Genomic DNA, 21,521 nt, shown 5'->3' with positions numbered 1-21,521 from the left:
GGAGTTCGTGTCCGGGTTCGACGTCGTCTCCGACGCGAACTCCTTGGTCAACTCCGGGCAGGCGGGGGTGGCGGGGCGGCTGCACCGGTCCAGCGGACCTCGCCGTCCTGCCACAGATCGGTGGGGGTCAGGCCGCAGGCCGTGGCCACCGCCGCCGACGCGCGGTGGTCGGGATGGATGTGGGCCATCAGGGTACGCACACCGCGCCGCCCCAGCCAGCCGGCCATCCCACGGGCGGCCTCGGTGGCGATCCCGCGCCCCTGCCACCGTGTGCCCACCACCCAGGCGATCTCCGCGACCGGTCCCGCGGTGACCGGTGTCGACTCGTCGAGGTGCCGGTGGCCGACCGCGCTCGCACCCGCCGTGGCGGCGTGCCGGGACGGACCGACCGGCGCGGTGACGGTGGCCTGGACGAAGCCGGCCAGCCGGCCGTCGTCCCGGAGCTGGATGATCCAGTTGCACCACGACTCGGCCGCGTCGGGCGAGCCGGCGACGAGCCGCTCGTAGCGGGCCCGCAACGCCGCCGGGGTGGCGGGCTCACCGCCGATGAAGGTGTGCAGCGCCGGGGCGGCGAGGACGGCGGCCATCTCCTGGGCGTGTTCGACGGCCAGCGGCAGCAGGCTCAGCCGTGCGGTCGGGATGGGCTCCGCCGTGAACCCGCTCATCGGCGCGGGCACGCCGGTGTCAAGGGAGCGTTTCCCGCTGGCGTTCCGGTGTGGGCTCCGGCTCGCGCTGCCGCTCCACAGTGGGTCGTCGCATGTCCCGCCACGGGCCGCCCAGCAGTGGCGTCAGCACCACCAGCAGGTAGCAGGCACCCATCACGACCAGCGTGGAGGTGGGGCCGAACCGGTCCGCGGCGAACCCCGCACCGACCGCTCCGGCCGGCATGGCCGCCCACGCGCCCGCGCCGATCACGCCGTACACCCGGGCCCGCATGGCCGGCGGCACCCGCTCCAGCTTGACGGCGCCCATCAGCGGGTTGAGCGAGCCGGCGGCCAGCCCGGCCAGCGCCACCACGGCGACCACCACCGGCAGCGGCGGCGCGGCGGCGAGCGCCCACAGTGGTGGCGCTCCGCACAGCACGTACGCGGTGACGAACGTGGCCCGGCGGGGCAGCCGGTGCCCGATCGCGCTGAACACCAGCGAGCCGACCAGCGCTCCACCACCCATGACGCCCACCAGCAGGCCGAACGCCGCCGGACCGCCGAGTTCCCGTTCGGCGACCACCGGCAGCAGCACCTGGCTCTTGGCCGCGTCGAACAGGTTGGTCACCAGCACCAGCAGGACCATGGCGCGCAGCAGCGGCTCGCGGACCAGGAAGCGCAGCCCGGCCGCGAACTGCCGCCAGTAGCCAGCGGCCTCCGGCTCGCTCTCGTCGCCGGACGGGTTCAGGCCGCGCGGCACCAGCAGCGTCACCACGAGCGCCGACACCCCGAACGTCACCGCGTCCACCGCGAGCACCGGCAGCGCGCCGAACACGCCGACCAGCAGGCCGGCCACCGGCGCCCCGATCATCCGGGCGCCGCGCGAGGTCGCCTCGGCCCAGCCGACGGCCCGCTCGATCGGCACCCCGGCCGCCTCCGCCGCCTCCGGCAGCAGCGCCGTGCGCGCGGTCTGCCCCGGGGTGTCGAGCAGCCCGCTGACGAAGACCAGGGCCAGCAGCGCCGGGAACGGCAGGCCGACGGTGGCGTGCAACAGGGGTACGGCGGCGATCGTCCCGCCGGAGATCACGTCGGCGAGCACGCTGGAACGCCGGTAGCCGATCCGGTCGACGAGCACGCCGCCGAACGCGCCGCCGAGCACCACGGGCGCGGTGGCGAACGCCCCGGCCAGCCCGGTGGCCGCCGGTGAGCCGGTCTCGGCCAGCACGTAGAGCGGCAGCGCGATGAGCGTGAGCACGTTGCCGGTCAGCGAGACGGCGTGCCCGATCAGCAGCCCGGCCAGGGGCCAGCGGTCGCGGTTCACTGCGGCCCCCGGTACGCCTGCCAGATCAGCGTGACCATCTCGGCGCCGGGCCGGCCGGGTGCGCCGCGTTCCTGCCATCGCCGGCCCAGCGCGGACAGCTCGTCGCGCAGCTCGACCAGTTCGGCCGGGGTCAGGCGCAGCACGATGTCGCTGCTGGTGGTGCCGCGGACCCACGCGGGGTCGAGGCTCGCCTCGGAGTCCAGGTACGCCTGGTAGCGGTCCACGTAGCGCTGCATGGCGGCTTGGCGCAGCAGGTTGCCGGCGAGCCAGCGTTCCGGGTCGTCGAGCAGTTCGAGCGGATCCCAGTCGGTGGTGGCGTGCGCCGCCCGCCACCACCGCTCGCGCCGGTCCCGGGCCAGCTCGGGAGCCGCGGTCACGAAGCCGTGCTCGGCGAGCTTGCCGACGTGGTAGCTGACCGAGCCGACCGCCTCACCGGTCCGCTCGCTCAGCATGCCGACCGTCTGCGGGCCACGCAGGCGCAGCTCGCCGAGCAGCCGCAGCCGGGTGGGGTGGGCCAGTGCCCGCATGGCTCGCGGGTCGCTCACGCGCCGGTTGCCGGTTCCGTCAGTCACGCCGACAGGCTAGACGGACAAGAGATGATGCACAAGAAACGTTGTATTTATTCCCGTCCGGCTCGTCGCAGCCGGGCACCGAACTCGCGGCAGTCCGCGCGCATCTCGGCGGGTGCCTCGACGGTGAAGTCGGCGTCGAGGAAGGCGAGGTTCAGCACCAGCCACTGCCACGAGTCGAGCAGCAGCACCGCGCGGGTCCGGTCGCCGGCCAAGGGCTCCAGCTCGACGTCCTGGTGGCGCAAGGCGTCCGCCACCGTCCCCGGCGGCGCCTCGACGGTCAGCACCACCTGCTGCCGCGACCGCCCCATGCCCTGGCGGAGGTAGTCCAGCGCGGTGTCCGTGGGCAGCGGACGGGGGGTGAAGACCTGCCCTGTGAGCTGTGGGTCGACAAGCCGGTCCGTCCGGAACACGCGCCAGTCGTCCCGGTCGGTGTCGTGGGCCAGCAGGTACCAGCGCATGTGCTGGTGGACCTGGCGGTACGGCTCGACCCGGCGCCGGCTCGTCGGGCCTGCCGCGCCGGTGTACTGGAACGTCACCACCTCGTGACGCCGGATTGCGTCGGCGAGCACGCCCACTACTTCCGCACTGGTGCTCGGCACCGGGTAGCCGCCGGTCTCCAGGCCGGAGCGCAGGGCTGCGGCGCGGGGCCGCAGCCGCTTCGGCAGGAACTGGTCGACCTTGCCGTACGCGCGGGCGGCAGCGTCGTCGAGACTGCCCTCACCCGCGCTGCCGGTGGACGCGAGCGTGGCCAGGCCGACCAGCGTCGCCACCGCCTCGTCGTCCTCCAGTACCAGCGGCGGCATCGCTCGCCCGGCGGCGAGCCGGTAGTGGCCGCCGGGACCGGGCTGCGTCCGCACCGGGTAGCCGTATCCGCGCAGCCGCTCGACGTCGCGGCGCAGCGTGCGCGGGCTGACGTGGAGGCGGGCGGCCAGTTCGGCCCCGGTGAACGCCCGGCCGGTCTCAAGCGTCGACAGAAGAGCGAGCATGCGCTGCGTGACGTCGGCCATGCCCCCATTCTCGCGATGATCGCGGCCAGTTTCCGGCCACATCCCGTCGTACGGTCCGGCAATGGCACAACGCAGCATCCGGATCCGGGGCGCCCGGACGCACAACCTCAAGTCCGTCGACCTGGACGTCCCCCGGGGGCGGGTCACCGTGTTCGTCGGCCTGTCCGGCTCGGGCAAGTCGTCGCTGGTGTTCGACACCGTCGCGGCCGAGGCCGGCCACCAGCTCAACGAGACGTTCCCACCGTTCACCCGTAACCGGCTGCCCAGATGGCGCCGGCCCGAGGCCGACCGGATCGACGGCCTCTCCCCGGTGGTGGTGATCGACCAGCGCCGGCTCGGCGGCAACGCCCGGTCCACCGTCGGCACGGCCACTGACGCCTGGACCTACCTGCGCCTGCTGTTCTCCCGCGTCGGCAGGCCGTACGTGGGGGAGTCGAACCACTTCTCCTTCAACGACCCGGCCGGCATGTGCCCGACGTGCGCGGGACTCGGCGAGGTCGTGGTCAGCGCCGTCGAGCGCTTCCTCGACCCGGACCGATCGCTCAAGGACGGCGCGATCCTGCTGCCCGGCTTCGGCGACGGCGGCTACTGGTACGACCGGTACGCGAGCGTCGGCGGGTTCGACGCCGACACCCCGCTGCGCGATTGGACCGCGCAGCAGCGGGAGGCGCTGTTGTACGGGGGCGAGCGGGCGGCCCGGCTCGGCGGCGGCGTGCCGAAGGACTACGAGGGCGTGGTCGAGCGGTTCGAGCGGATCTATCTGCGTACCCCGGACCATCTTTCCGACCGGAAGCGGGAGGTGATCGCCCGGTTCACCCGCTCGGACGGGTGCCCGGACTGCCGCGGCGACCGGCTCAAGCCGGAGAGCCGCAGCGCCACCGTACGGGGGCGGACCATCGGTGAGCTGGCCCGGATGGAGATCGGCGAGCTGGCCGACTGGGTGCCCGGCGTGACCGAACCGGCGGTGGCGCCGGTCGTCGCCGCGCTCCGGGCGCGCCTGGACGCGATGGTCACCATCGGGCTCGGCTACCTGCACCTCGGCCGCGTCACCACGACGCTGTCCGGTGGCGAGTCGCAGCGGGTGAAGACGGTCAAGCACCTGGGCAGCAGCCTGATCGAGATGCTGTACGTGTTCGACGAGCCGACCGTCGGACTGCACCCCGCCGACGTGGAAGCGATGACGACGTTGCTGCGCCGGCTCCGGGACAAGGGCAACACGGTCCTGGTCGTCGAGCACGACCCCGCCGTGATGGCGGTCGCCGACCGGGTGGTCGAGATCGGGCCGGGTGCCGGGGACCGAGGTGGCGAGCTGGTGTTCCAGGGCACGTTCGCCGGGCTGCGCCGGGCCGCCACACCCACCGCCGCGGCGCTGTCCCGTCCCCGGCCGGAGCCCGCCGCTCCCCGCACAGCTCGCGGCCGGCACACAGTCACCGGCGCCACCCGCAACAACCTGCGGAACCTGACCGTCGACATCCCGGCCGGCGTACTGACCGTCCTCACCGGCGTCGCCGGGTCCGGCAAGTCCAGCCTCGCCGCGGAGCTGCTCGCCCAGCACGGGGGCGTGTCGGTCGACCAGCGGCCGGTGAGCGCCGGCCGGCGCTCCACACCGGTCACCTACACCGGCGTGGCAGCGGCGATCAGGCGGCTGTTCGCCCGGCGCAACGGCGTGCCGGCCGCCCTGTTCAGCCCCAACTCCGCAGGCGGCTGCCCCGACTGCGGAGGGCTCGGCGTCCGCTACACCGACCTGGCCTTCCTCGACGGTCAGGAGACGACGTGCGACGGCTGCCGGGGGCGCCGCTTCACCGCCGAGGCGCTGCGTCACCGGGTCGACGGGCTGTCGATCGCGGACGTGGACGACCTCACCGTCACCGAGGCGCTCCACCGGCTCGGCGACGCGACGATCGCCGCCGCGCTCGGCCACCTGGACGAGGCCGGACTCGGGTACCTCCGGCTCGGCCAGCCGTTGTCCACCCTCTCTGGCGGCGAGTGCCAGCGTGTCAAGATCGCCAGGGAGCTGCGTGTCGCCGCCGGTCCCACGCTCTACGTCCTCGACGAGCCGACGACCGGGCTGCACCTGCGCGACGTCGACACGCTCCTGGAGGTGCTCGGCGCGCTCATCGACCGCGGGCACACCGTTGTCGTCGTCGAACACCACCTGGACGTCATCCGGCGGGCCGACTGGCTGATCGACCTCGGCCCCGGGCCCGGCCGGCGCGGTGGGCGGATCCTCTACCAGGGCCCGGTCGCGGACATCACCGGCACCGCCACGGCACGCGCACTGCGCGAGGCGGCCCCGGCCTGACACCTCAACCGTCCCCGCCGCCGGTGTGCAGGTACAGATCGCGCAGCAGGCAGACCTCGGCCAGGTGGTGGATCACCTCCTGGTTGATGTGCCGCACGAGCGTCGCCAGCAGGACGTCGGCGAACGGCCCCTCGGCCGGGCCGCAGGGCCGGGCCAGGCCCTCCTCGCCGAGCACCTCGACCCCGGCCGTCCAGGTGGCGTACTCCTCGTCGAGCTGGGCCAGCGCCCCGGCCGCGGTCGGGGAGTAGGGGAACGAGGTAGTCGGTGGGCGGGCGGCCGAAGTGCGACGCGTTGCGTACGGCCAGCACGCCGACGATGACGTGGGCGAGCCGCCAGGCGATGGTGATGAACGGCGGCGGGTCGGGCTGCGGCATCGCGAAGTCGATCGCCGGAGTGCCACCGCCGGCACGCGGGCGCAGGTTCCAGCAGCCGGGGACCGGCTCCCAGGGGTATTCCGCGTCGGTGAGCCCGGCGAGGCGGTCGCGCAACTGGTGGGTCCAGTGCCAGGTGAGCTGCTCGCGGAGCGGCGGGTTCCGGGTCAGGTCGGTCATGTGCGCCAGCGTGCTACCGGCCTTGGGACGGAAAGGCAGTGCGCTCAGCCCCGCCGCGCCGCCGTCCGGCCCTTGAGGCGGCGGCCCATCTCCCGGGCGATCTCCTTCTTCGCGTCCCGCTCGGCGAGCGCCTGGCGCTTGTCGTACGACCGGCGGCCCCGGGCCAGGCCCAGCTCCACCTTGGCCCAGCCGTCCGCGAAGTACATCGACAGCGGCACCAGCGTGATGCCGCCGTCGCGCAGCTTCTCCAGGATCCGGGCGATCTCCACCCGGTGCAGCAGCAGCTTGCGGGTGCGCCGGGGCGCGTGGTTGGTCCAGGTGCCGAAGCCGTACTCGGCGATGTGCAGGCCGTACAGCATGATCTCGCCGTCGCGCTCCTGGGCGAACGCGTCGACGAGCGACACGCGTCCCTCGCGCAGCGACTTCACCTCGGTGCCGGCCAGCACGATGCCCGCCTCGTAGGTCTTGAGGATGTCGTAGTCGTGCCGCGCCTTCTTGTTCGAGGCGATCAGCTTGCGCCCGTTCTCCCTGGCCACGCGAGCAGGGTACCCGCCGTCGGCGGCTGCGGGCCGGTCGCCGGTCGCGTCGCGGCCACCCAGCCGGTGGTGATCAGCAGCAGCGCGGCGCAGTAGGTGGTCATCACCAGCAGACCCCCGCCGGGCAGATCGACCCCGGCCGCTCCCACGCCGATGAGCAGGTCGGAGACGAGGAAGAACGCCCCGCCCGCGGCGACCCGCGCGGACACCCCGGTCGCCGCGGCGGCCATCAGGCACAGCGCCAGGCTGTAGCCGAGCACCGGCAGCCGCAGCGGTCCCAGCATGCCCCAGAGCAGCGCGTTCACCCCGGCCCAGGCGAGCAGGTAGCCCGCCCGTGCCGCGACCGGCGCGCGCCGGTGCCGCGCGAAGGCGGTGCTGAACGCGACCTGGGTGACCAGGAAGAAGCCCATGCCGGCCAGGAACGCGGTGTCGCCCTCCAGGAGCAGGGCGACGTCGCCCGCGGTGGCGGCGACCAGGCCGACCGCCACCGCGTCGACGCTGCGCCGGTGCGCCCAGAGGTACGCCAGCAGCACCGGCGCGAGCAGCGGCTTGGCCAGCCACTGGAGCACCGTCGAGTCGAGCGCGACCCCGACGAGTTCGACGGCGGCGACCAGCCCGAACAGGGGCAGCAGCCGCCTCATCGGGCCGGCTGCCAACCGGGACGGCCGAACAGGTAGCCGAGGCGGTGCCGCCAGCAGTCGGCCCGGCGTACGTCGGACCAGATCGCGGCGAACTCGTGGGTGGCCACTCGCAGCGGGTTGTAGGTGCCGATGTTCTTGGTCAGGCCGTAGCGCGCGGTGGCCCGCTCCGGCTCGAACGTGCCGAACAGCCGGTCCCAGATGATCAGGATGCCGCCGTAGTTGCGGTCCAGGTACTCGGTGTTCGAGCCGTGGTGGACCCGGTGGTGCGACGGCGTGTTGAAGATCCACTCGATCGGCCGGGGCAGCACCTTGACCCGCTCGGTGTGCAGGAAGAACTGGTAGAGCAGGCTGACCGACTGCTGGAGGAAGATCATCCACGGCGGGATGCCGAGCAGCGCCAGCGCCAGCCAGAACGGCAGCGACGTCATCGGCGTCCAGCTCTGCCGCAACGCGGTCGAGAAGTTGTAGTAGACGCTGCTGTGGTGCACGACGTGGCTGGCCCAGAGCACGCGTACCTCGTGGTGCGAGCGGTGGAACCAGTAGTAGGCCAGGTCGTCGGCGAAGAACAGGATCACCCAGGTCCACCAGTCACCGGGGGACAGGTGCACCGGCGCGACGGTCCACAGCGCCGCGAAGACACCGACTGTGAGCAGCTTCCAGGGGAAGCCGATGATCTGGCTGCCCAGCCCCATCGACAGGCTGGTGGTGGTGTCGCGCAGCTCGTAGCCGCGTTCGTCGTCGTCGGGCAGGAAGCGGTAGGAGACCGCCTCGACGACGATCAGGAGCAGGAACGCCGGGATGGCGTACAGCACGGCGGGGATCATGCGTGCGCTTCCCTTCCGGTGGTGGGGGTGGTGGGGGTGATGACCGGCGCGGTCAGCAGCGCCCGGGCGTGCCGGGCGGCCGCCGCGCCCTGACCGGACGCGAGCGACGCGGCGAGACGGCGGTGACCGGCCACGTCGAGCAGTTCGGCCGCGCGCGCGTCCGGGGGGACGTCGCCGACCGCGAACGTGCCGGCCACGAGGCTGTTGAACGCGAGCTGGTAGGCGGTGTTGCCGCTGCCGCGTACGACCAGCCGCCAGATGGCGATGTTTGCCTCACTCATCCCTTCCAGGTCGGGGGCCAGGTCGCCGTACTCCTCGGTGGCCCGGACCAGGGCGGCGACGACCGCCGCGTCCGCGCGCTCGGCGCAGAGCCGGGCCGCGTCGATCCCGATGCAGGCCCGCATCTCCAGCATGTCGCGCACCAGCGTCTCGACCGGGAGTACGTCACCGGAGCGGGCCAGGGACAGCGCCAGGTCCAGCCCGGCGTGGACCCGCCAGTCCAGCACCCGGGTCGCGCCGCCCTGGCTGACCCGGACCAGGCCGAGCTGTTGCAGGCGGCGCAGCGCCTCCCGGACCGCGTGCCGGTTGACGGCGAACGCCCCGGCCAGCTCCCGCTCGCCGGGCAGCGTCTCGCCCGGCGCGTAGCGGCCGGACACGATCGCGTCGCGCAGCCGGCCGAAGACGTGGTCGGAGACCGAGACACGAGGCGCGGGATCGAAGGTCATGCGCTGCAGTGTGGCCCCGAGCACGTCAACCCGTCAACTGGTTGTACCAGTCGTTTTCGGGGGTGGCCGGTGCGTCCCGCGGTGGTCACCCCTCGTATCCTTTCCGCCGTAGCGCCCGCCAGAGGGAAGGGAGTCGGTGTGAGCGACCGGGTCGAGACGTTGGAGTTCCAGGCCGAGGCCCGTCAGCTGCTGCAGCTGATGGTGCACTCGATCTACTCGAACAAGGACGTCTTCCTGCGCGAACTGATCTCGAACGCGTCCGACGCGCTGGACAAGCTGCGGCTGGAATCGCTCGTCGACAAGGACCTGCCGGCCGACACCTCCGACCTGCACATCGGGATCGAGGTCGACAAGGACGCCCGCACGCTCACCGTGCGGGACAACGGCATCGGCATGACCCGCGACGAGGTGGTCGGCCTGATCGGCACCATCGCCAAGTCCGGCACCGCCGAGGTGCTGCGCAAGCTGCGCGAGTCGTCCGACGCCGCCGCCTCGCAGGAGCTGATCGGCCAGTTCGGCGTCGGCTTCTACGCCACGTTCATGGTCGCCGACAGGGTGACGCTGCTGACCCGCCGCGCCGGGCAGTCCGGCGGCACCCGCTGGGAGTCCGCCGGCGAGGGCACGTACTCGATCGAGGAAGTCGGGGACGCACCCCAGGGCACCGCGGTCACGCTGCACCTCAAGCCGGCCGACACCGACGACAACCTGCACGACTACACCGCCGAGTGGACGATCCGCGAGATCGTCAAGCGCTACTCCGACTTCATCTCGTGGCCGATCCGGATGACCGTCGACAAGCCCGGCGAGGACGGCGCCACTACCCGCGAGGAGCAGACGCTCAACTCGATGAAGGCGCTCTGGGCGCGCTCGCGGGACGAGGTCGACGAGGCCGAGTACAAGGAGTTCTACCGGCACGTCGCGCACGACTGGGCCGACCCGCTCGAGACGATCCACATGCGCGGCGAGGGCACCTTCGAGTACGAGGCGCTGCTGTTCCTGCCCTCGCACGCCCCGCTCGACCTGTTCTCCCCGCAGGGCCGCCGCGGCGTTCAGCTCTACGTCAAGCGCGTGTTCATCATGGACGACTGCGACGCGCTGATGCCCAACTACCTGCGCTTCGTCAAGGGCGTGGTGGACGCGCACGACCTGTCGCTGAACATCTCCCGGGAGATCCTCCAGCAGGACCGGCAGATCCACGCGGTGCGCCGCCGGCTGGTCAAGAAGGTGCTCGCCACGCTGAAGGACATGTCCGCCGAGTCGTACCGCACGTTCTGGACCGAGTTCGGCGCGGTGGTCAAGGAGGGTCTGCTGGAGGACCCGGACAACACCGAGACGCTGCTTGAACTGGTCCGCGCCGCCAGCACCCACGACCCGGCCGAGCCGACCACGCTGCGCGCGTACGTGGAGCGGATGCGCGACGGCCAGACCGAGATCTACTACGCGACCGGAGAGAACCGGGCCACCATCGAGAACTCGCCGCACCTGGAGGCGTTCCGCGCCAAGGGCTACGAGGTGCTGATCCTCACCGACCCGGTGGACGAGGTGTGGGTCGAGCGCGTCGGCGCGTACGACGGCAGGACGCTGCGCTCGGTCGCCAAGGGGCAGGTGGACCTGGAGACCGAGGAGGAGAAGGAGAAGGCCGAGGCGGAGCGCCAGGAGTACGCCGACCTGCTCACGTTCCTCGGCGGCGCGCTCGCCGACAGCGTCAAGGAGGTGCGGCTGTCCACCCGGCTGACCACCTCGCCGGCCTGCGTGGTCGGCGACGCGCACGACATGACGCCGACGCTGGAGAAGATGTACCGGGCCATGGGACAGGAGGTGCCCCGGGTCAAGCGGATCCTGGAGCTGAACCCGGCCCACCCGCTGGTCACCGGGCTGCGTAAGGCGCACGGGGAGGGTGGCGACACGGCCGCGCTGACCGAGACCGCCGAGCTGCTGTACGGCATGGCGTTGCTGGCCGAGGGCGGTGAGCTGGCCGACCCGGCCCGGTTCACCCGCATCCTCGCCGACCGCCTCGCCCGCGGCCTGTAGCCCGACCCGGCTCGCCCGGCCCGCCCCGACCGGCTGGGAGCTGGAGACGCACCACCTCGGCGGCCAGCTCCTGGCGCAGGTGGTCGTGCACGTCCACCAGGTGCTGCCCGGCGGCCTGTCCCCGGGCGGGTAGGTGGGCGGGGGCGCGGTCGGGCGGGTGGACTCGTCCCACGGGCGGCGCGCGCTCAGGCGTACCCCGGGTCGGGGGTGGGGGTGACGCCGAGCGTGCTCGGGCCGCCGGCGGCGGGCGTGGCGCGCTCGGCGGCGACCAGCTCCCGCACCGCGGGCGCGACCTCCTGGCCGAAGATCTGGATCGCGCGCGGCTCGTCGCTGCCGAGGATGAACGTGGTGATGCCGTGCTCCAGCGTCAGCCCGGCCAGTTCCTCCACCCACTGGTCCGGCGGCCCGGCCAGGAAACCAGCCGACGAGCGGGCGAACGTGCCGGTCACGTTGAGCATCCGGCGGATCGCGGCCGGGTCGCGCCCGGCGGCCGCCGCGCCCTCGTCGACGAGCGCGTTCAGGGCGGGCAGGTCGTCGGGGCCCTCGGGCAGGTAGGACAGGGACGGCAGCCAGCCGTCCGCGGCGCGGCCCACCAGGCGCAGCATGCGCGGCTTGTACGCGCCGACCCAGATGCCCACCGGGTGCGCGGGCGCCGGACCGCGCTTGGCGCCGACCACCCGGTAGTGCTCGCCGTCGACGCGGATCATGCCGCGACGGTCGGTGTCCCAGACCGCGCGGATCACCCGGATCGCCTCGTCGAGGGCCTCGACGGCGGCGCCGGGGGACAGTCGCCGCCCGCCCGCCGCCTCGATCGCGTCCCAGAACGCGCCCGCGCCGAGTCCCAGCTCGACCCGGCCGCCGGTGAGCAGGTCCAGGCTGGCGACGCTGCGGGCCAGCACCACCGGCTGGCGTAACGGCAGGTTGAGGACGTTGCCGGCCATGCGGACGCGTGCGGTGGCGGCGGCCACGTAGGACATCAGCGTCCAGGTGTCCAGGAAGCCCGGCTGGTAAGGGTGGTCCTGGAACGTGACCAGGTCCAGCCCGACCTGCTCGCAGAGCCGGGCCAGCGCCACCACCCGGTCGGGCTGCCCGGCGGCGGGCGTCAGGAAGCCGCCGAAGGTCAGCTCGTGTCCGTGATCGGTCATCCGTTCCGCCCTTCCGTGATCTTGTCGGGCCCTGTCACCGTAGCGCCGCCGCCGGTCGCCCGGCCGGGTGAAGAGCGTCACAGAAGAGGACGATCGTTGCAAATCGCTCCTAGCGTCGGTTTCGTTCGCAGAAGCGAACACCGAGGGTCGGAAACGCCAAATCCCGCCGCCGGCCCCGGTAACCGAACCTCGCGCGGGAGCGGGGGAACCACACGTTCCACGGTGCATCGTCACCTCGGGGTGAAGCCGCCACCGGCGGCCGGGCTCCTCGGCCCGAACCCGACAGCTCACCTCGTCGGCGTGGAGGAATCCACATGGCAACTGAATACTCAGCCCGAAGCCGCCGCACCGCGCTCGGCGCGGTTCTGGCCGGCGCCGCCGTCGGCGCCGCGACCCTGTTCGGCCCGGCCGCTCCGGCCAGCGCCGGTGTCAACTGGGACGCGGTCGCGCGCTGCGAGTCCGGCGGCAACTGGAAGATCAACACCGGCAACGGCTACTACGGCGGGCTCCAGTTCTCCCGCGCCACCTGGAACGGGTACGGCGGCAGGAAGTACGCCGCCCGCGCCGACCTGGCCAGCCGGTCCGAGCAGATCGCCGTCGCGGAGAAGGTGCTGCGCGGGCAGGGCATCGGCGCGTGGCCGGTCTGCGGCAGGAAGGGTGGCTCGGCGAGCGCCGCGGCGACCCGGTCCGAGCGGGCCACCACGAAGGCGGCCCCGAAGAAGGCGGCCCCGAAGCGGGCCGCCGCGCGCACGGCCACACCGCAACGGGCAGCGACGAGGGCGGCGCCGCGGCCGTCGTCCGGCGCCGGGACGTACGTGGTCCGGCGCGGGGACACGCTGTCGGAGATCGCCGTGGCGCAGCGCGTCGACGGCGGCTGGCGTGCCCTGTACGAGCGCAACCGCGCAGTGGTCGGCGACGACCCGGGCCTGATCTTCCCCGGTCAGCGGCTGCGCCTGCGCTGAGCGGCCCTCGGACGCCCGGCCGGTTCGCCCCGGCCGGGCGTCCGGCCGTGCGCGACACGCCGCATCGCCCGGTGTCCGCCCTGTTCGCGGCGCCGGGACGCGGCCCGCGGCGGCCGGTGACCGCGATTCGTCGGAGCCGGTTGCTAGGGTCACGATGCTCGGCTAAGACGTGAAGAAAGCGCGGAAATGACCAACGACCCGTTCTCGGCGGCCGCGAGCCTCGACGAGCTGCTGACCCGCACGCAGCAGGCGCTCGCCGCGATGCGTTCCCGGGCCTCGGCGCACACCGACGGCGAGCCGGGCGACCTGCTCCGGGCCGAGGGCACTGCGGCCGGCGGGCGGGTCCGCGCGGTCGCCGTCCAGGGTGGCCGGCTGGATTCCGTGGCGATCGACCCGGAGCTGGCGGGCGAGCCCTTCGATGTCCTCTGCGGACACCTCGTCACCGCCGCCAACGCCGCGTTGTCCGAGCTGGACGCCCAGGCGAGCGCGTCGGCGCGGGCCGACGCCGACGCGCTCGCCGCCCGGCTCGGCGGCGTGGGTGACCAGGCGGAGCTGTTCAGCCGCGCGATGCACGAGGTGGCCGCCCGGATCCACCGCGACCGTGGGTCAGTGTCCCGGGCCGGGCGCCCCGCCGGCGCGGGCACCCACCCAGGCAACCGTGACCTTCGTTAGGCACTGATCAGGGCGAACGCCGCCGCAGCCGACCGGCGGCCCGGACGGACGAAGTGGGCGTCGGCGCGCTTGCCGCCGGCCGCGAACGTCGCCATCCCGTTCGGGTGGTCCTGCACGGTGATGCCGTACTGCCCGATCCCGACGTCGCGGATCGGTCCCGCCGCGCTGCCCCTGGTCCGGCCCGAGGCTCAGCCGGTCACCGCGCCGCCCGGCCGACCGCCCGGTCGTCGTGTTCCCGGCGGCCGGCCCGGCGGTTCCGCCACCTGTCGTTGCCGCCCGCGGGCAACGGCGCCGACCGCCACAACGACCGCACCGGCGTGCCGTCCGGCGCGGCGAACGTCTCGCGTTCGGCGTATCCGAGCCGCCGCCGCAGCAGCTCCTCCTGCTCACCGGCGCACGGAAGCGCGTACGTGGGCAGACTCAACGTGTCCATCCGGCGCTGCGAAGCGGACAGCGCCTGGACCGCGCCGCCCCTGGGCGCGGCCAGCAGCGCCAGGTGGTTGTGCGGTTCGACGGGGCGGCGTGCCGCCAGTTCCTCGCCGAGGCGGCGGAACCGGTTCTCGTCCGGCCCGGCGGCGCTCGCGAGCCGGTCGGCGTACCGGTCGGGGGACGGGATCGGGCGGTAGCGGTGGAACCACACGGTGGCGGCGCTGCCGTCGCGCAGCAGGAACGCGTCGCCGAACAGCAACGCGTGCTCGGTCCAGATCCGCGCCACGGCGGCGAGGACCGGCAGGCGGCGGGACGGGTCGGGGACGAGCCAGGCGGCCGGCGCGGTGGGCGCGAGGGCCTCGGCGACGAGATCGGCGATCCGGCCGATGTCGCACCAGCGGGCGCGGACGACGGGCAGGGCAGTGCTCATTGACGAACTCCTGTTTTCGCAGGCTTGATCGGGTCGGTTACGGGCGCCGGACGACAGTCGGCGGCGCCGCCGCGGGATGCGGCAGTCGGGCGGGACACGCCCGTGCCCCGGGTCGGAGGTGCCTGTGGAGTCCGCTCAGGCAGGTCTGATGCCGGGGCGTGACGTGCGCGACGGCGATAGCGGGTTTGCCGCCGGCCGTGCGTACCCGTGCGGCGGTGTCGGCAGCCGACAACGGTTCGCGTCCGCGGTGGCGGCCTCGCTGTGCGGCGCGGAGCCGCCGTGGGTGAGGCCGCCGAGCGGCGGGAGGGCGGGCGTGGTCGTGATGTTCTCGGGCGGACCGGCCGCCGACGGCGTCCGGTCGCAGGCGTCGCCGGACCCGGCGGGGGCCGTGCCGCCGTTGCCGTTTCCGGACGTGGGCAGGCCGAACACCGTCCCGAGCGTGTGGGTGAGCACCCCGACGGTGGCGGTGAGCGGGCCGGACGGCTCGCGGTCGGCGGCGTGGGCGGCCGGACCGGAGGCGACCTCGTGGGCGCCCCGGACGACTGCCATGCCGCCGGGCAGCAGACCGAGGCGCAGCAGGTAGCGCGCCGTCCACCCGGTCCGTCCCGACATCCCGCACCCTCCGGACTCGCGCCCGGTGGCACGGATCGACGCCCCGCACTGTACCCAAGGTGGCGGGCCGGGCACAGTACGCCGTCGATCCGTGTCGCGCGGGTCGCGCGTAGGCGTGGGATCCGTGCGGTCCGGGTACCAGCCGGGCCATGGACACGCGCACGGCCGAACGCCCGGACACCGCCCCCACCCCCGCCGCGCCCACGGCCGGTACGGTCGCTGTCGTCGCCCACCGGAAGAAGACGTTCGGGGGCGGGCTCGACGAGCTGCGCTCCCGGCTCGTCGGCGCCGGGGTCGGGCGGCTGCTCTGGTACGAGGTGCCCAAGAGCCGCAAGGCGCCCAAGCGGGTCCGCGCGGCGCTGGACTCCGGCGCCGAGCTGGTGCTGGTGTGGGGCGGCGACGGCATGGTGCAGCGGTGCGCCGACACGCTGGCCGGCAGCGGCGTGCCGATGGGCATCCTGCCCGCCGGCACCGCCAACCTGTTCGCGGTGAACCTGGGCATCCCGGTCGACCTGCCCGAGGCGGTACGCATCGCGCTGCACGGCCGACGCCGCGAGCTGGACCTGGGCCGGATCAACGGGGAGCACTTCGCGGTCATGGCGGGCGCCGGCTTCGACGGCGACCTCATCCGTGACGCCGACCGGCAGCTCAAGGGCCGCTTCGGCCGGATCGCGTACGTCTGGACCGGGCTGCGGCACGTGCGCGGCGAGTGCGTACGGACCCGGATCCGGGTCGACGGTGCCGACTGGTTCGACGACGAGGCGAGCTGCGTGCTGTTCGGCAACGTCGGCACCATCACCGGCGGCATCCCGGCGTTCGACGACGCCCGCCCCGACGACGGGGCGCTGGAGGTCGGCGTGTCGACCGCCAGCGGCGCCGTCGACTGGGCGCGGACGCTGGGCCGGATGGCCGCCGGGCACTCCGAGGACTCGCCGTTCGTCCGGATCACCCGGGGCCGCAGGATCAAGGTCCGGTTCGACGCGCCGAAGACGTACGAGCTGGACGGCGGCGCCCGGGGCACGGCGAAACGGCTCAAGGTCAGGGTGGTCCCCGGCGCGCTGACGGTGTGCTGTCCCGACCCGGCGCACTGACCGCGCCCGGGCCGGGGCAGGATGCCGGAATGCGCGACGACATCAGCGACTACCTGGCCGACCTGGTCCGCCGCTCCCGGGACGTGCTCGGTGACGATCTCGTCGGCGCGTACGCGGCCGGGTCGGTCGGGCTGGGCGCGTACCAGCCGGGGCGCAGCGACGCGGACGTGGCGCTGGTACGCAGCCGTCACGTGCTGCGTGCGCCCGGCGGGCACCTGCCGTGCGTCATCCCGGTGGCGAGCGACGGCGCGCTGGTCGAGTCCACCGCCACCCGCTGGCCGTGATCCGGCGCCCCGGCCGTGGGGCCGGGGCGCCGGAGACCGCGGGTCAGGAGCCGTACGGCAGCGTGACGGTCGAGCCGTTGCCGACGCCGAGGATCGTGGGCGCGCCGCCGATGGCGTTCCACACCTCGACGCGTACCGTGCCGCCGGACAGGTTGCCCAGCGTGCCGGTGGCCGAGAGCAGGCCCTGGGTCTGCCGGTAGCGCTCCGCACCCGGGACCGGGTCGGTGGCGAAGTACCGGTAGGTCTCCACCCGTTCGAAGCCGCCGTTGCCGGTCAGGTCGTAGGAGACCCGGATCTGGACGCCGTTGCCGACCGCGGTGCCCGCGTCGACGGCCAGGTCGAAGGCGGTCGCCCCGCCGTTGTACGCGCCGGTCAGCCCGGTGGCGGTGAACACCTGCGGGTTGGTCGGCGTGCCGTCGGAGTTGCCGTTCGCCGCCGCCACGGTCACCGTGCCGGCGGTGCCGGCGGTGCCGTCCAGCCCGCCGCCGGAGCGCAGGTACCGGACCGGCTTCAGCGACCCGGGGGCGCTCGGGCTCGGGCTCGCGGAGGTCGGCGTCGGGCTGGCGCTGGTCGGGGTCGGGCTGGGCGTCGTGGTCGGAGGCGGGCCGGTCGGCGCGGTCCCGCCACCGGTGGCGTTGCCGCCGCTCCACGTGTACGCCCCGGACGTGGCCGTCCTCCCGGCCGGCACGGCGAGCGTGACGCCGGTGGAGAACGTCACCGTCAGCGGCCGGGCGGTGATGTTCGACGCCACGTAGGTGCGGACGCCGTTCTTGACGAACACCTTCGCCAGCGGGTGGTTCGCGGTGACTGTGGTGTCCACCGTGCCGAGCGCGGCCAGGTTGCGGATCCAGTGGAACGTGTGTGCCTTGCTCTCGCCCTCCTCGCTGGTAAACCCGCTGTTGGCGCGGAAGTTGCGCAGCGCCTGCTCGCCGTCGCCGAGGGCCAGGAACTCCCAGATGATGTCCTGCCACACCGTCGGCGGCCCGCCCTTGTTGGTGACCAGCTCGGCGTAGTTGGCCTTGACGTAATCGGGGAAGTCGCCCAGGTAGAGGTGACCACCGGTGATCGGCAGCATGTTGATGCCCTGGATCATCTCCGGCGCCGCCGAGAACCAGGTGGAGTACGACCCGCCGTCGCCCCACACCATGCCGACGGTCTTGTGCCCGAACGCGGCGGGGAAGTTCTGGTCGTACACGTCGAACCAGTACTCGGAGATGGCCGCGGACTGGGTGGTCCACAGGTAGACCCCGGCGTCCCGGACGGCGGTGTCGCCGGTGGCCTGGCCCCACTGGATCAGCGCGTTGGCGAAGTTCATCCCCTCGGATGAGGACTCCTGGTTGTTGCCGGCGAAGAACGGCGCCAGCCCGGAGGCCCAGTCGTGCCCGGCGTAGATGTCGAAGTCCCGCAGGTAGGGGAAGCGGCTGTCGGCGCGGTCGTAGTTGTTGGCGTCGCGGATGAGCAGGTCGACCATGCCGCCGTAGCGGCTGTCGTCGGCCCAGCCCGGGTCGAACTTGGCGAGCGTGGCGGCGGCCGCGATGAAGTAGCCGTAGTGGAAGTGGTGGTCGTTGAGATCCTCGTCCGAGCCGTACGAGGCGGGGTAGCCGATCAGCGTGCCCCAGTTGCGGTCGTAGTAGAACAGCTGGCCGGTCTCGCCGGAGCCGGCGGTGAGCCAGTTGGTCAGCCGGTTCCGCATCGCGGTCAGCGCCGCGTCGCGAACCGAGGTCTGCCCGAGTTGGTCGGCGATCTCGGCGATCCGGGCGGCCCGGCCGAGCCCCTTTCCGGCCCAGTAGGTGTCAGTGCCGCTGACGCCCTCCGGGTTGCCCTTCTCGGCGTTGAGGTAGCCGGTGACGGTGGCGAGGTCGGCGCCGCTGGAGTCGCCCACGGCGGGCACCTCGGGCAGCACGCCGGTGAAGCGCATGGAGGTGGTGAACGACGGCACGCCGGTGAGTACGCGCATGGCGCCGCGCGCCGAGACGTACGTCTGCCCGATCGGGGTGGAGCCGGTGAGGCTGCGCCACTGGTGCGGGTAGAGCGCCACCACCGTCTTCGTCTCGCTGCCCTCGCGGGGCGTGGTGGCGAACGCGTAGGTGGTGCGCACCGTTCCCGCCGACGGGTTGTACGTGTAGCTCATCCGGGTGCCGGTGACGTGGGCGTGGGCGTACCGGCCGTAGGTGTCGGCCAGGGCGGCCCGGTCGCCGCCGCCGGGCAGCACCGCGACCGAGAAGTACCCCTTGCCGGCGAGCGTCGAGCTGATGCCGGTGCCGTTGACCGTCCAGGTCGCGCCGGACGGCGCGTACGCGACGTAGTCGTGGCCGCGGACGGTGAAGCCGATGGTGGCGCCGGAGTTGCGCCAGACGGTGGGCGTCCCGGCGGTGGTGAGCTGCGCGGTGCCGCCGTTCACCGTGTAGTAGCTGAACGGCAGGCCGTGGCCGATCGTGGCGCGCATGGTGCGGCTGCCGTCGCTCCAGTCGGCGGTGACCGTCCAGTCGGTCCAGCCGGCGGCCTTGACCACCGGCGCGGTCAGCCCGGTCAGCCCGACGCGGACGTCCTCGGTGTACGGGTAGTGGAACTCGCCCACACCGGTCGCGGTGCCGCTGATCGCGGGCGTGGTGGTGTAGGACAACCCGAGCCCGTTGTTCTCGGCCTTGAACGCCAGCGGGTGGGCGTGCAGGACTTCGCTGCCGGTGCAGTTGTTGCGCTTCCAGATCAGCGAGGACCACCAGTCGTTGGTGGGAATCGCGCCGGCCGGCGCGTCGGCTGTGGTGAACGTCCGCGGGTTGGTGCTGATCGCGCCGCAGCCCTTGGGGAGCAGTGCGCCGGCCGGCCGCGTCTCGGTGAAGCTGCCCGCGCCGACCGCGCCGGCGGTGGCGGTGCCGCCACCGGCGACCACGACGCCGAGCAGGCCGGCGGCGAGCACGGACGCGGCGGCGAGGGCGGTCGCCCGCAGGCCGCGGCGGCGGGCCGGGGACGGGACGGGCACGGCCGGGGGTACGGGGTCGGGGGAGAAGTCCCGCAGGAGGGTCATGGAGGTCCCTTCACGAGGAGAGGCGGGGTACGGAGTGGTGGTCCGGAAGCTGTGAGAGCGCTCTCTCGAGATGCGACATTAAGGTCCGGGTTACGGGTCCGTCAATGTCCTGTTACGAGAGAGGGCGCTCTTCCGGGGTCGTCCTGACCCTCCGCAGTGGCTCTCCGTACGACCGGTGACCGGGGCGACCCCGGACCGCGCCGCCACCCCCGGCCGGTGGCCGGGGGCAGCGCCGCGCGTGCGTGCTCAGGCGGCGGTGGCGGCGGCGAGCCTGTCCGCCGCGTCGCCGGCGCCGGGCTGAGCGTGCTGCCGGTCGGCCGGAGCGACCGGGACCGTTCCGGCCAGGCCCGGCGTGAGCACGCCGACCGACGTGATCGCGCCGCCCGGGCTGACGGAGCGCGCGGCCGGGACGGAGCGCGCGGGCTGCGGCGCCCGGGCGGCGCTCAGTCCGACCTGCGCGTTGTTCCAGGCCGGGCACGGCCACGCCGCCCCGGCGCAGCTCGGGCTGGCGCAGGCGCGCTCGGCGTCCGGCTGGTGCGCGTCGGCCACCGCGGCGGCCAGGTCCCACAGCAGCGGATCGGTCACCTCCGCGGGGCGGTCGGCGACGCGGTCTGTGCTGGCTTCGGACATTGTTCGGTCCCCCTGTCGTGAACGGCCCCCACCTGTTTCCGGAAACCGCCCCGGCCAAACCTGCGCCCGCCCGGGCGCGGACATAGGCTGGCCGGCGTGGCGAGGTACTACGACCTGCATCCGGACAACCCCCAGCCCCGCGTGATCCGGCAGGTGGTGGACCTGCTGTGCGCCGACGGGGTGATCGCCTACCCGACCGACTCCTGCTACGCGCTCGGCTGCCGGATCGGCAACCGCGACGGCGTGGAGCGGATCCGGGAGATCCGGCGGCTGGACGACCGGCACCCGTTCACGCTGATGTGCGCCGACTTCGCCCAGCTCGGCCAGTTCGTCAAGCTCAGCAACGCGGTCTTCCGGCAGGTGAAGTCGGTCATCCCGGGCAGCTACACGTTCCTGCTGCCGGCCACCGCCGAGGTACCCCGCCGGTTGCAGGACCCGCGGCGGCGGGTGGTCGGGGCGCGGGTGCCCCGGCACGCCGTGACCCAGGCGCTGCTCGCCGAACTCGGCGAGCCGCTGCTGACCAGCACGCTGCTGCTGCCCGGCGAGGACGAGCCGATGACCCAGGGCTGGGAGATCAAGGAGCGGCTCGACCACCTCGTCGACGCGGTGGTCGACGCCGGGGACTGCGGGCTGGAGCCGACCACAGTGGTCGACCTGTCCGGCCCGGAGCCGGAGATCCTGCGCCGCGGCGCCGGCGACCCCTCCCGCTTCGAGTAACGATCACCCGTTGCGCCCCGCCGGGCCTCCGCCGTGGCCGGCCGAGGCCGCCCTGGCGGCGCTGCCCCCGGCCGCCAGCGACGTGGGCGCCACGCAGGACACCGTGGACCGGCTGCGCGCCGACTACGAGAACCACCTGGCCGCCGCCCGCGACCCGGGCGGCGAGGACGCGGAGGGGGAGCGGCAGGCGGCCCGGCGGCTGCGGTTGCGGGTGCTCGACCACAAGCGGCAGGAGATCTCCCGGCTGCGCAACACCAGGCAGATCGACGACGCGGTGCTGCGGCAGCTCCAGGCGGCCATCGACATCGAGGAGATCCGGCTGCTCGGGCCGGAGATGCAGGAGTGAGCAGCCGCCGCCCGCGCCGGACGT

At 73.6% G+C, this 21,521-nt stretch carries 21 protein-coding genes, 1 pseudogene and 1 riboswitch; of the genes and pseudogenes, 8 read left to right on the top strand and 14 right to left on the bottom strand.

The annotated features are described in order from the left end of the window. Positions 1–47: 47 nt before the first annotated feature. From GA0070215_RS08015 to GA0070215_RS08000, 4 genes are read right to left on the bottom strand one after another with little or no spacing between them, the layout of a single operon-like run. A complete protein-coding gene (locus GA0070215_RS08015) occupies positions 48–665 on the bottom strand; it encodes a GNAT family N-acetyltransferase (protein ID WP_091043468.1) in 618 nt (205 codons plus the stop codon). A 19-nt stretch (positions 666–684) separates the two neighbouring features. After that, the gene (locus GA0070215_RS08010) at positions 685–1,965 is read right to left on the bottom strand and encodes an MFS transporter (RefSeq protein WP_091043463.1); all 1,281 of its coding nucleotides are present in this window, start codon (positions 1,963–1,965) and stop codon (positions 685–687) included. Next, positions 1,962–2,537 carry a helix-turn-helix domain-containing protein gene (locus GA0070215_RS08005; protein WP_091043459.1) on the bottom strand — a complete coding sequence of 192 codons (576 nt, stop codon included), beginning with the start codon at positions 2,535–2,537 and terminating at the stop codon, positions 1,962–1,964. Before GA0070215_RS08005 ends, GA0070215_RS08010 begins: the two co-directional genes overlap by 4 nt. A 47-nt stretch (positions 2,538–2,584) precedes the next feature. After that, positions 2,585–3,544, bottom strand: coding sequence for a helix-turn-helix transcriptional regulator (locus tag GA0070215_RS08000; protein WP_091043456.1), 960 nt, complete (start codon positions 3,542–3,544; stop codon positions 2,585–2,587). Positions 3,545–3,605: 61 nt separating this feature from the next. On the opposite strand from GA0070215_RS08000, the gene GA0070215_RS07995 reads away from it, so the two are divergent. Next, the gene (locus GA0070215_RS07995; protein WP_091043452.1) at positions 3,606–5,846 is read left to right on the top strand and encodes an ATP-binding cassette domain-containing protein; all 2,241 of its coding nucleotides are present in this window, start codon (positions 3,606–3,608) and stop codon (positions 5,844–5,846) included. A 4-nt stretch (positions 5,847–5,850) separates the two neighbouring features. Here GA0070215_RS07995 and GA0070215_RS07990 read toward each other — a convergent pair. The 5 genes and pseudogenes from GA0070215_RS07990 to GA0070215_RS07970 all read right to left on the bottom strand — a co-directional run bounded on the left by GA0070215_RS07990 (position 5,851) and on the right by GA0070215_RS07970 (position 9,123). Continuing rightward, a pseudogene (locus GA0070215_RS07990) lies at positions 5,851–6,397 on the bottom strand (DinB family protein). 44 nt (positions 6,398–6,441) lie between these two features. Then, a complete protein-coding gene (smpB, locus tag GA0070215_RS07985) occupies positions 6,442–6,933 on the bottom strand; it encodes an SsrA-binding protein SmpB (protein WP_018784184.1) in 492 nt (163 codons plus the stop codon). After that, positions 6,906–7,574: a lysoplasmalogenase gene (locus tag GA0070215_RS07980; RefSeq protein ID WP_091043447.1), complete on the bottom strand. Its 669-nt coding sequence runs from the start codon at positions 7,572–7,574 to the stop codon at positions 6,906–6,908. The genes smpB and GA0070215_RS07980 overlap by 28 nt, the downstream gene beginning before the upstream one ends. Continuing rightward, positions 7,571–8,398: a sterol desaturase family protein gene (locus GA0070215_RS07975; RefSeq protein WP_018784186.1), complete on the bottom strand. Its 828-nt coding sequence runs from the start codon at positions 8,396–8,398 to the stop codon at positions 7,571–7,573. The genes GA0070215_RS07980 and GA0070215_RS07975 overlap by 4 nt, the downstream gene beginning before the upstream one ends. Continuing rightward, positions 8,395–9,123 (bottom strand): FadR/GntR family transcriptional regulator, encoded by a 729-nt coding sequence (locus GA0070215_RS07970; protein ID WP_091043732.1) that lies wholly within the window; start codon positions 9,121–9,123, stop codon positions 8,395–8,397. The genes GA0070215_RS07975 and GA0070215_RS07970 overlap by 4 nt, the downstream gene beginning before the upstream one ends. 138 nt (positions 9,124–9,261) lie before the next feature. Between GA0070215_RS07970 and htpG the strand changes: the two genes are divergently transcribed. Further along, complete coding sequence (htpG, locus tag GA0070215_RS07965; protein WP_091043443.1) at positions 9,262–11,154, top strand: molecular chaperone HtpG; 1,893 nt, start codon at positions 9,262–9,264, stop codon at positions 11,152–11,154. A 185-nt stretch (positions 11,155–11,339) separates the two neighbouring features. On the opposite strand, the gene GA0070215_RS07960 is transcribed toward htpG, so the two are convergent. Continuing rightward, positions 11,340–12,299 (bottom strand): LLM class flavin-dependent oxidoreductase, encoded by a 960-nt coding sequence (locus GA0070215_RS07960; RefSeq protein WP_244166910.1) that lies wholly within the window; start codon positions 12,297–12,299, stop codon positions 11,340–11,342. A 170-nt stretch (positions 12,300–12,469) separates the two neighbouring features. Further along, a riboswitch (cyclic di-AMP (ydaO/yuaA leader) is annotated at positions 12,470–12,615 on the top strand. On the opposite strand from GA0070215_RS07960, the gene GA0070215_RS07955 reads away from it, so the two are divergent. Further along, on the top strand, positions 12,614–13,261 hold the full coding sequence (locus GA0070215_RS07955; protein WP_018784190.1) for a LysM peptidoglycan-binding domain-containing protein: 648 nt from the start codon (positions 12,614–12,616) through the stop codon (positions 13,259–13,261). (Overlaps the previous riboswitch by 2 nt.) A gap of 186 nt (positions 13,262–13,447) precedes the next feature. Next, positions 13,448–13,933 carry a YbaB/EbfC family nucleoid-associated protein gene (locus GA0070215_RS07950; RefSeq protein ID WP_091043440.1) on the top strand — a complete coding sequence of 162 codons (486 nt, stop codon included), beginning with the start codon at positions 13,448–13,450 and terminating at the stop codon, positions 13,931–13,933. A gap of 196 nt (positions 13,934–14,129) precedes the next feature. Here the strand turns inward: GA0070215_RS07950 and GA0070215_RS07945 are convergent, their stop codons facing one another. Both GA0070215_RS07945 and GA0070215_RS28955 read right to left on the bottom strand, forming a co-directional pair. After that, entirely contained in the window at positions 14,130–14,792 is a 663-nt protein-coding gene (locus tag GA0070215_RS07945) for a hypothetical protein (protein WP_091043437.1), read from the bottom strand. Between the two features lie 135 nt (positions 14,793–14,927). After that, a complete protein-coding gene (locus tag GA0070215_RS28955; RefSeq protein WP_244166909.1) occupies positions 14,928–15,404 on the bottom strand; it encodes a hypothetical protein in 477 nt (158 codons plus the stop codon). Positions 15,405–15,553: 149 nt separating this feature from the next. Here GA0070215_RS28955 and GA0070215_RS07935 point away from each other — a divergent pair, with 149 nt between their 5' ends. Then, positions 15,554–16,495: a diacylglycerol/lipid kinase family protein gene (locus GA0070215_RS07935; protein ID WP_091043433.1), complete on the top strand. Its 942-nt coding sequence runs from the start codon at positions 15,554–15,556 to the stop codon at positions 16,493–16,495. A gap of 29 nt (positions 16,496–16,524) precedes the next feature. Then, positions 16,525–16,779, top strand: a complete 255-nt coding sequence (locus GA0070215_RS28950; RefSeq protein ID WP_091043430.1) for a hypothetical protein — start codon at positions 16,525–16,527, stop codon at positions 16,777–16,779. Between the two features lie 43 nt (positions 16,780–16,822). On the opposite strand, the gene GA0070215_RS07925 is transcribed toward GA0070215_RS28950, so the two are convergent. Both GA0070215_RS07925 and GA0070215_RS07920 read right to left on the bottom strand, forming a co-directional pair. Next, the gene (locus GA0070215_RS07925) at positions 16,823–19,804 is read right to left on the bottom strand and encodes a glycosyl hydrolase (protein WP_091043426.1); all 2,982 of its coding nucleotides are present in this window, start codon (positions 19,802–19,804) and stop codon (positions 16,823–16,825) included. A gap of 246 nt (positions 19,805–20,050) precedes the next feature. After that, on the bottom strand, positions 20,051–20,434 hold the full coding sequence (locus GA0070215_RS07920; RefSeq protein WP_091043422.1) for a hypothetical protein: 384 nt from the start codon (positions 20,432–20,434) through the stop codon (positions 20,051–20,053). A gap of 96 nt (positions 20,435–20,530) precedes the next feature. On the opposite strand from GA0070215_RS07920, the gene GA0070215_RS07915 reads away from it, so the two are divergent. Both GA0070215_RS07915 and GA0070215_RS07910 read left to right on the top strand, forming a co-directional pair. Beyond that, the gene (locus GA0070215_RS07915) at positions 20,531–21,151 is read left to right on the top strand and encodes an L-threonylcarbamoyladenylate synthase (protein WP_091043417.1); all 621 of its coding nucleotides are present in this window, start codon (positions 20,531–20,533) and stop codon (positions 21,149–21,151) included. Between the two features lie 10 nt (positions 21,152–21,161). After that, positions 21,162–21,497, top strand: a complete 336-nt coding sequence (locus GA0070215_RS07910; RefSeq protein WP_244166908.1) for a hypothetical protein — start codon at positions 21,162–21,164, stop codon at positions 21,495–21,497. Positions 21,498–21,521: the final 24 nt, after the last annotated feature.

Source organism: Micromonospora marina, from assembly GCF_900091565.1.
GTDB classification, from domain to species: Bacteria; Actinomycetota; Actinomycetes; order Mycobacteriales; family Micromonosporaceae; genus Micromonospora; species Micromonospora marina.
Note: the sequence above shows the minus strand (reverse complement) of the source record. Positions and strands in the feature narration are given on the sequence as shown.

Bases quoted from the DNA above. Each gene is read 5' to 3' on its own strand.
- GA0070215_RS28950 (WP_091043430.1), top strand. From the start codon at position 16,525: ATGCGCGACGACATCAGCGACTACCTGGCCGACCTGGTCCGCCGCTCC.
- GA0070215_RS07935 (WP_091043433.1), top strand. From the start codon at position 15,554: ATGGACACGCGCACGGCCGAACGCCCGGACACCGCCCCCACCCCCGCC.
- GA0070215_RS07960 (WP_244166910.1), bottom strand. From the start codon at position 12,299: ATGACCGATCACGGACACGAGCTGACCTTCGGCGGCTTCCTGACGCCC.
- GA0070215_RS08015 (WP_091043468.1), bottom strand. From the start codon at position 665: ATGAGCGGGTTCACGGCGGAGCCCATCCCGACCGCACGGCTGAGCCTG.
- GA0070215_RS08000 (WP_091043456.1), bottom strand. From the start codon at position 3,544: ATGGCCGACGTCACGCAGCGCATGCTCGCTCTTCTGTCGACGCTTGAG.
- GA0070215_RS07995 (WP_091043452.1), top strand. From the start codon at position 3,606: ATGGCACAACGCAGCATCCGGATCCGGGGCGCCCGGACGCACAACCTC.
- GA0070215_RS07950 (WP_091043440.1), top strand. From the start codon at position 13,448: ATGACCAACGACCCGTTCTCGGCGGCCGCGAGCCTCGACGAGCTGCTG.
- GA0070215_RS07955 (WP_018784190.1), top strand. From the start codon at position 12,614: ATGGCAACTGAATACTCAGCCCGAAGCCGCCGCACCGCGCTCGGCGCG.
- GA0070215_RS07920 (WP_091043422.1), bottom strand. From the start codon at position 20,434: ATGTCCGAAGCCAGCACAGACCGCGTCGCCGACCGCCCCGCGGAGGTG.
- GA0070215_RS07980 (WP_091043447.1), bottom strand. From the start codon at position 7,574: ATGAGGCGGCTGCTGCCCCTGTTCGGGCTGGTCGCCGCCGTCGAACTC.
- GA0070215_RS07945 (WP_091043437.1), bottom strand. From the start codon at position 14,792: ATGAGCACTGCCCTGCCCGTCGTCCGCGCCCGCTGGTGCGACATCGGC.
- GA0070215_RS28955 (WP_244166909.1), bottom strand. From the start codon at position 15,404: ATGTCGGGACGGACCGGGTGGACGGCGCGCTACCTGCTGCGCCTCGGT.
- GA0070215_RS07925 (WP_091043426.1), bottom strand. From the start codon at position 19,804: ATGACCCTCCTGCGGGACTTCTCCCCCGACCCCGTACCCCCGGCCGTG.
- GA0070215_RS07970 (WP_091043732.1), bottom strand. From the start codon at position 9,123: ATGACCTTCGATCCCGCGCCTCGTGTCTCGGTCTCCGACCACGTCTTC.
- GA0070215_RS07975 (WP_018784186.1), bottom strand. From the start codon at position 8,398: ATGATCCCCGCCGTGCTGTACGCCATCCCGGCGTTCCTGCTCCTGATC.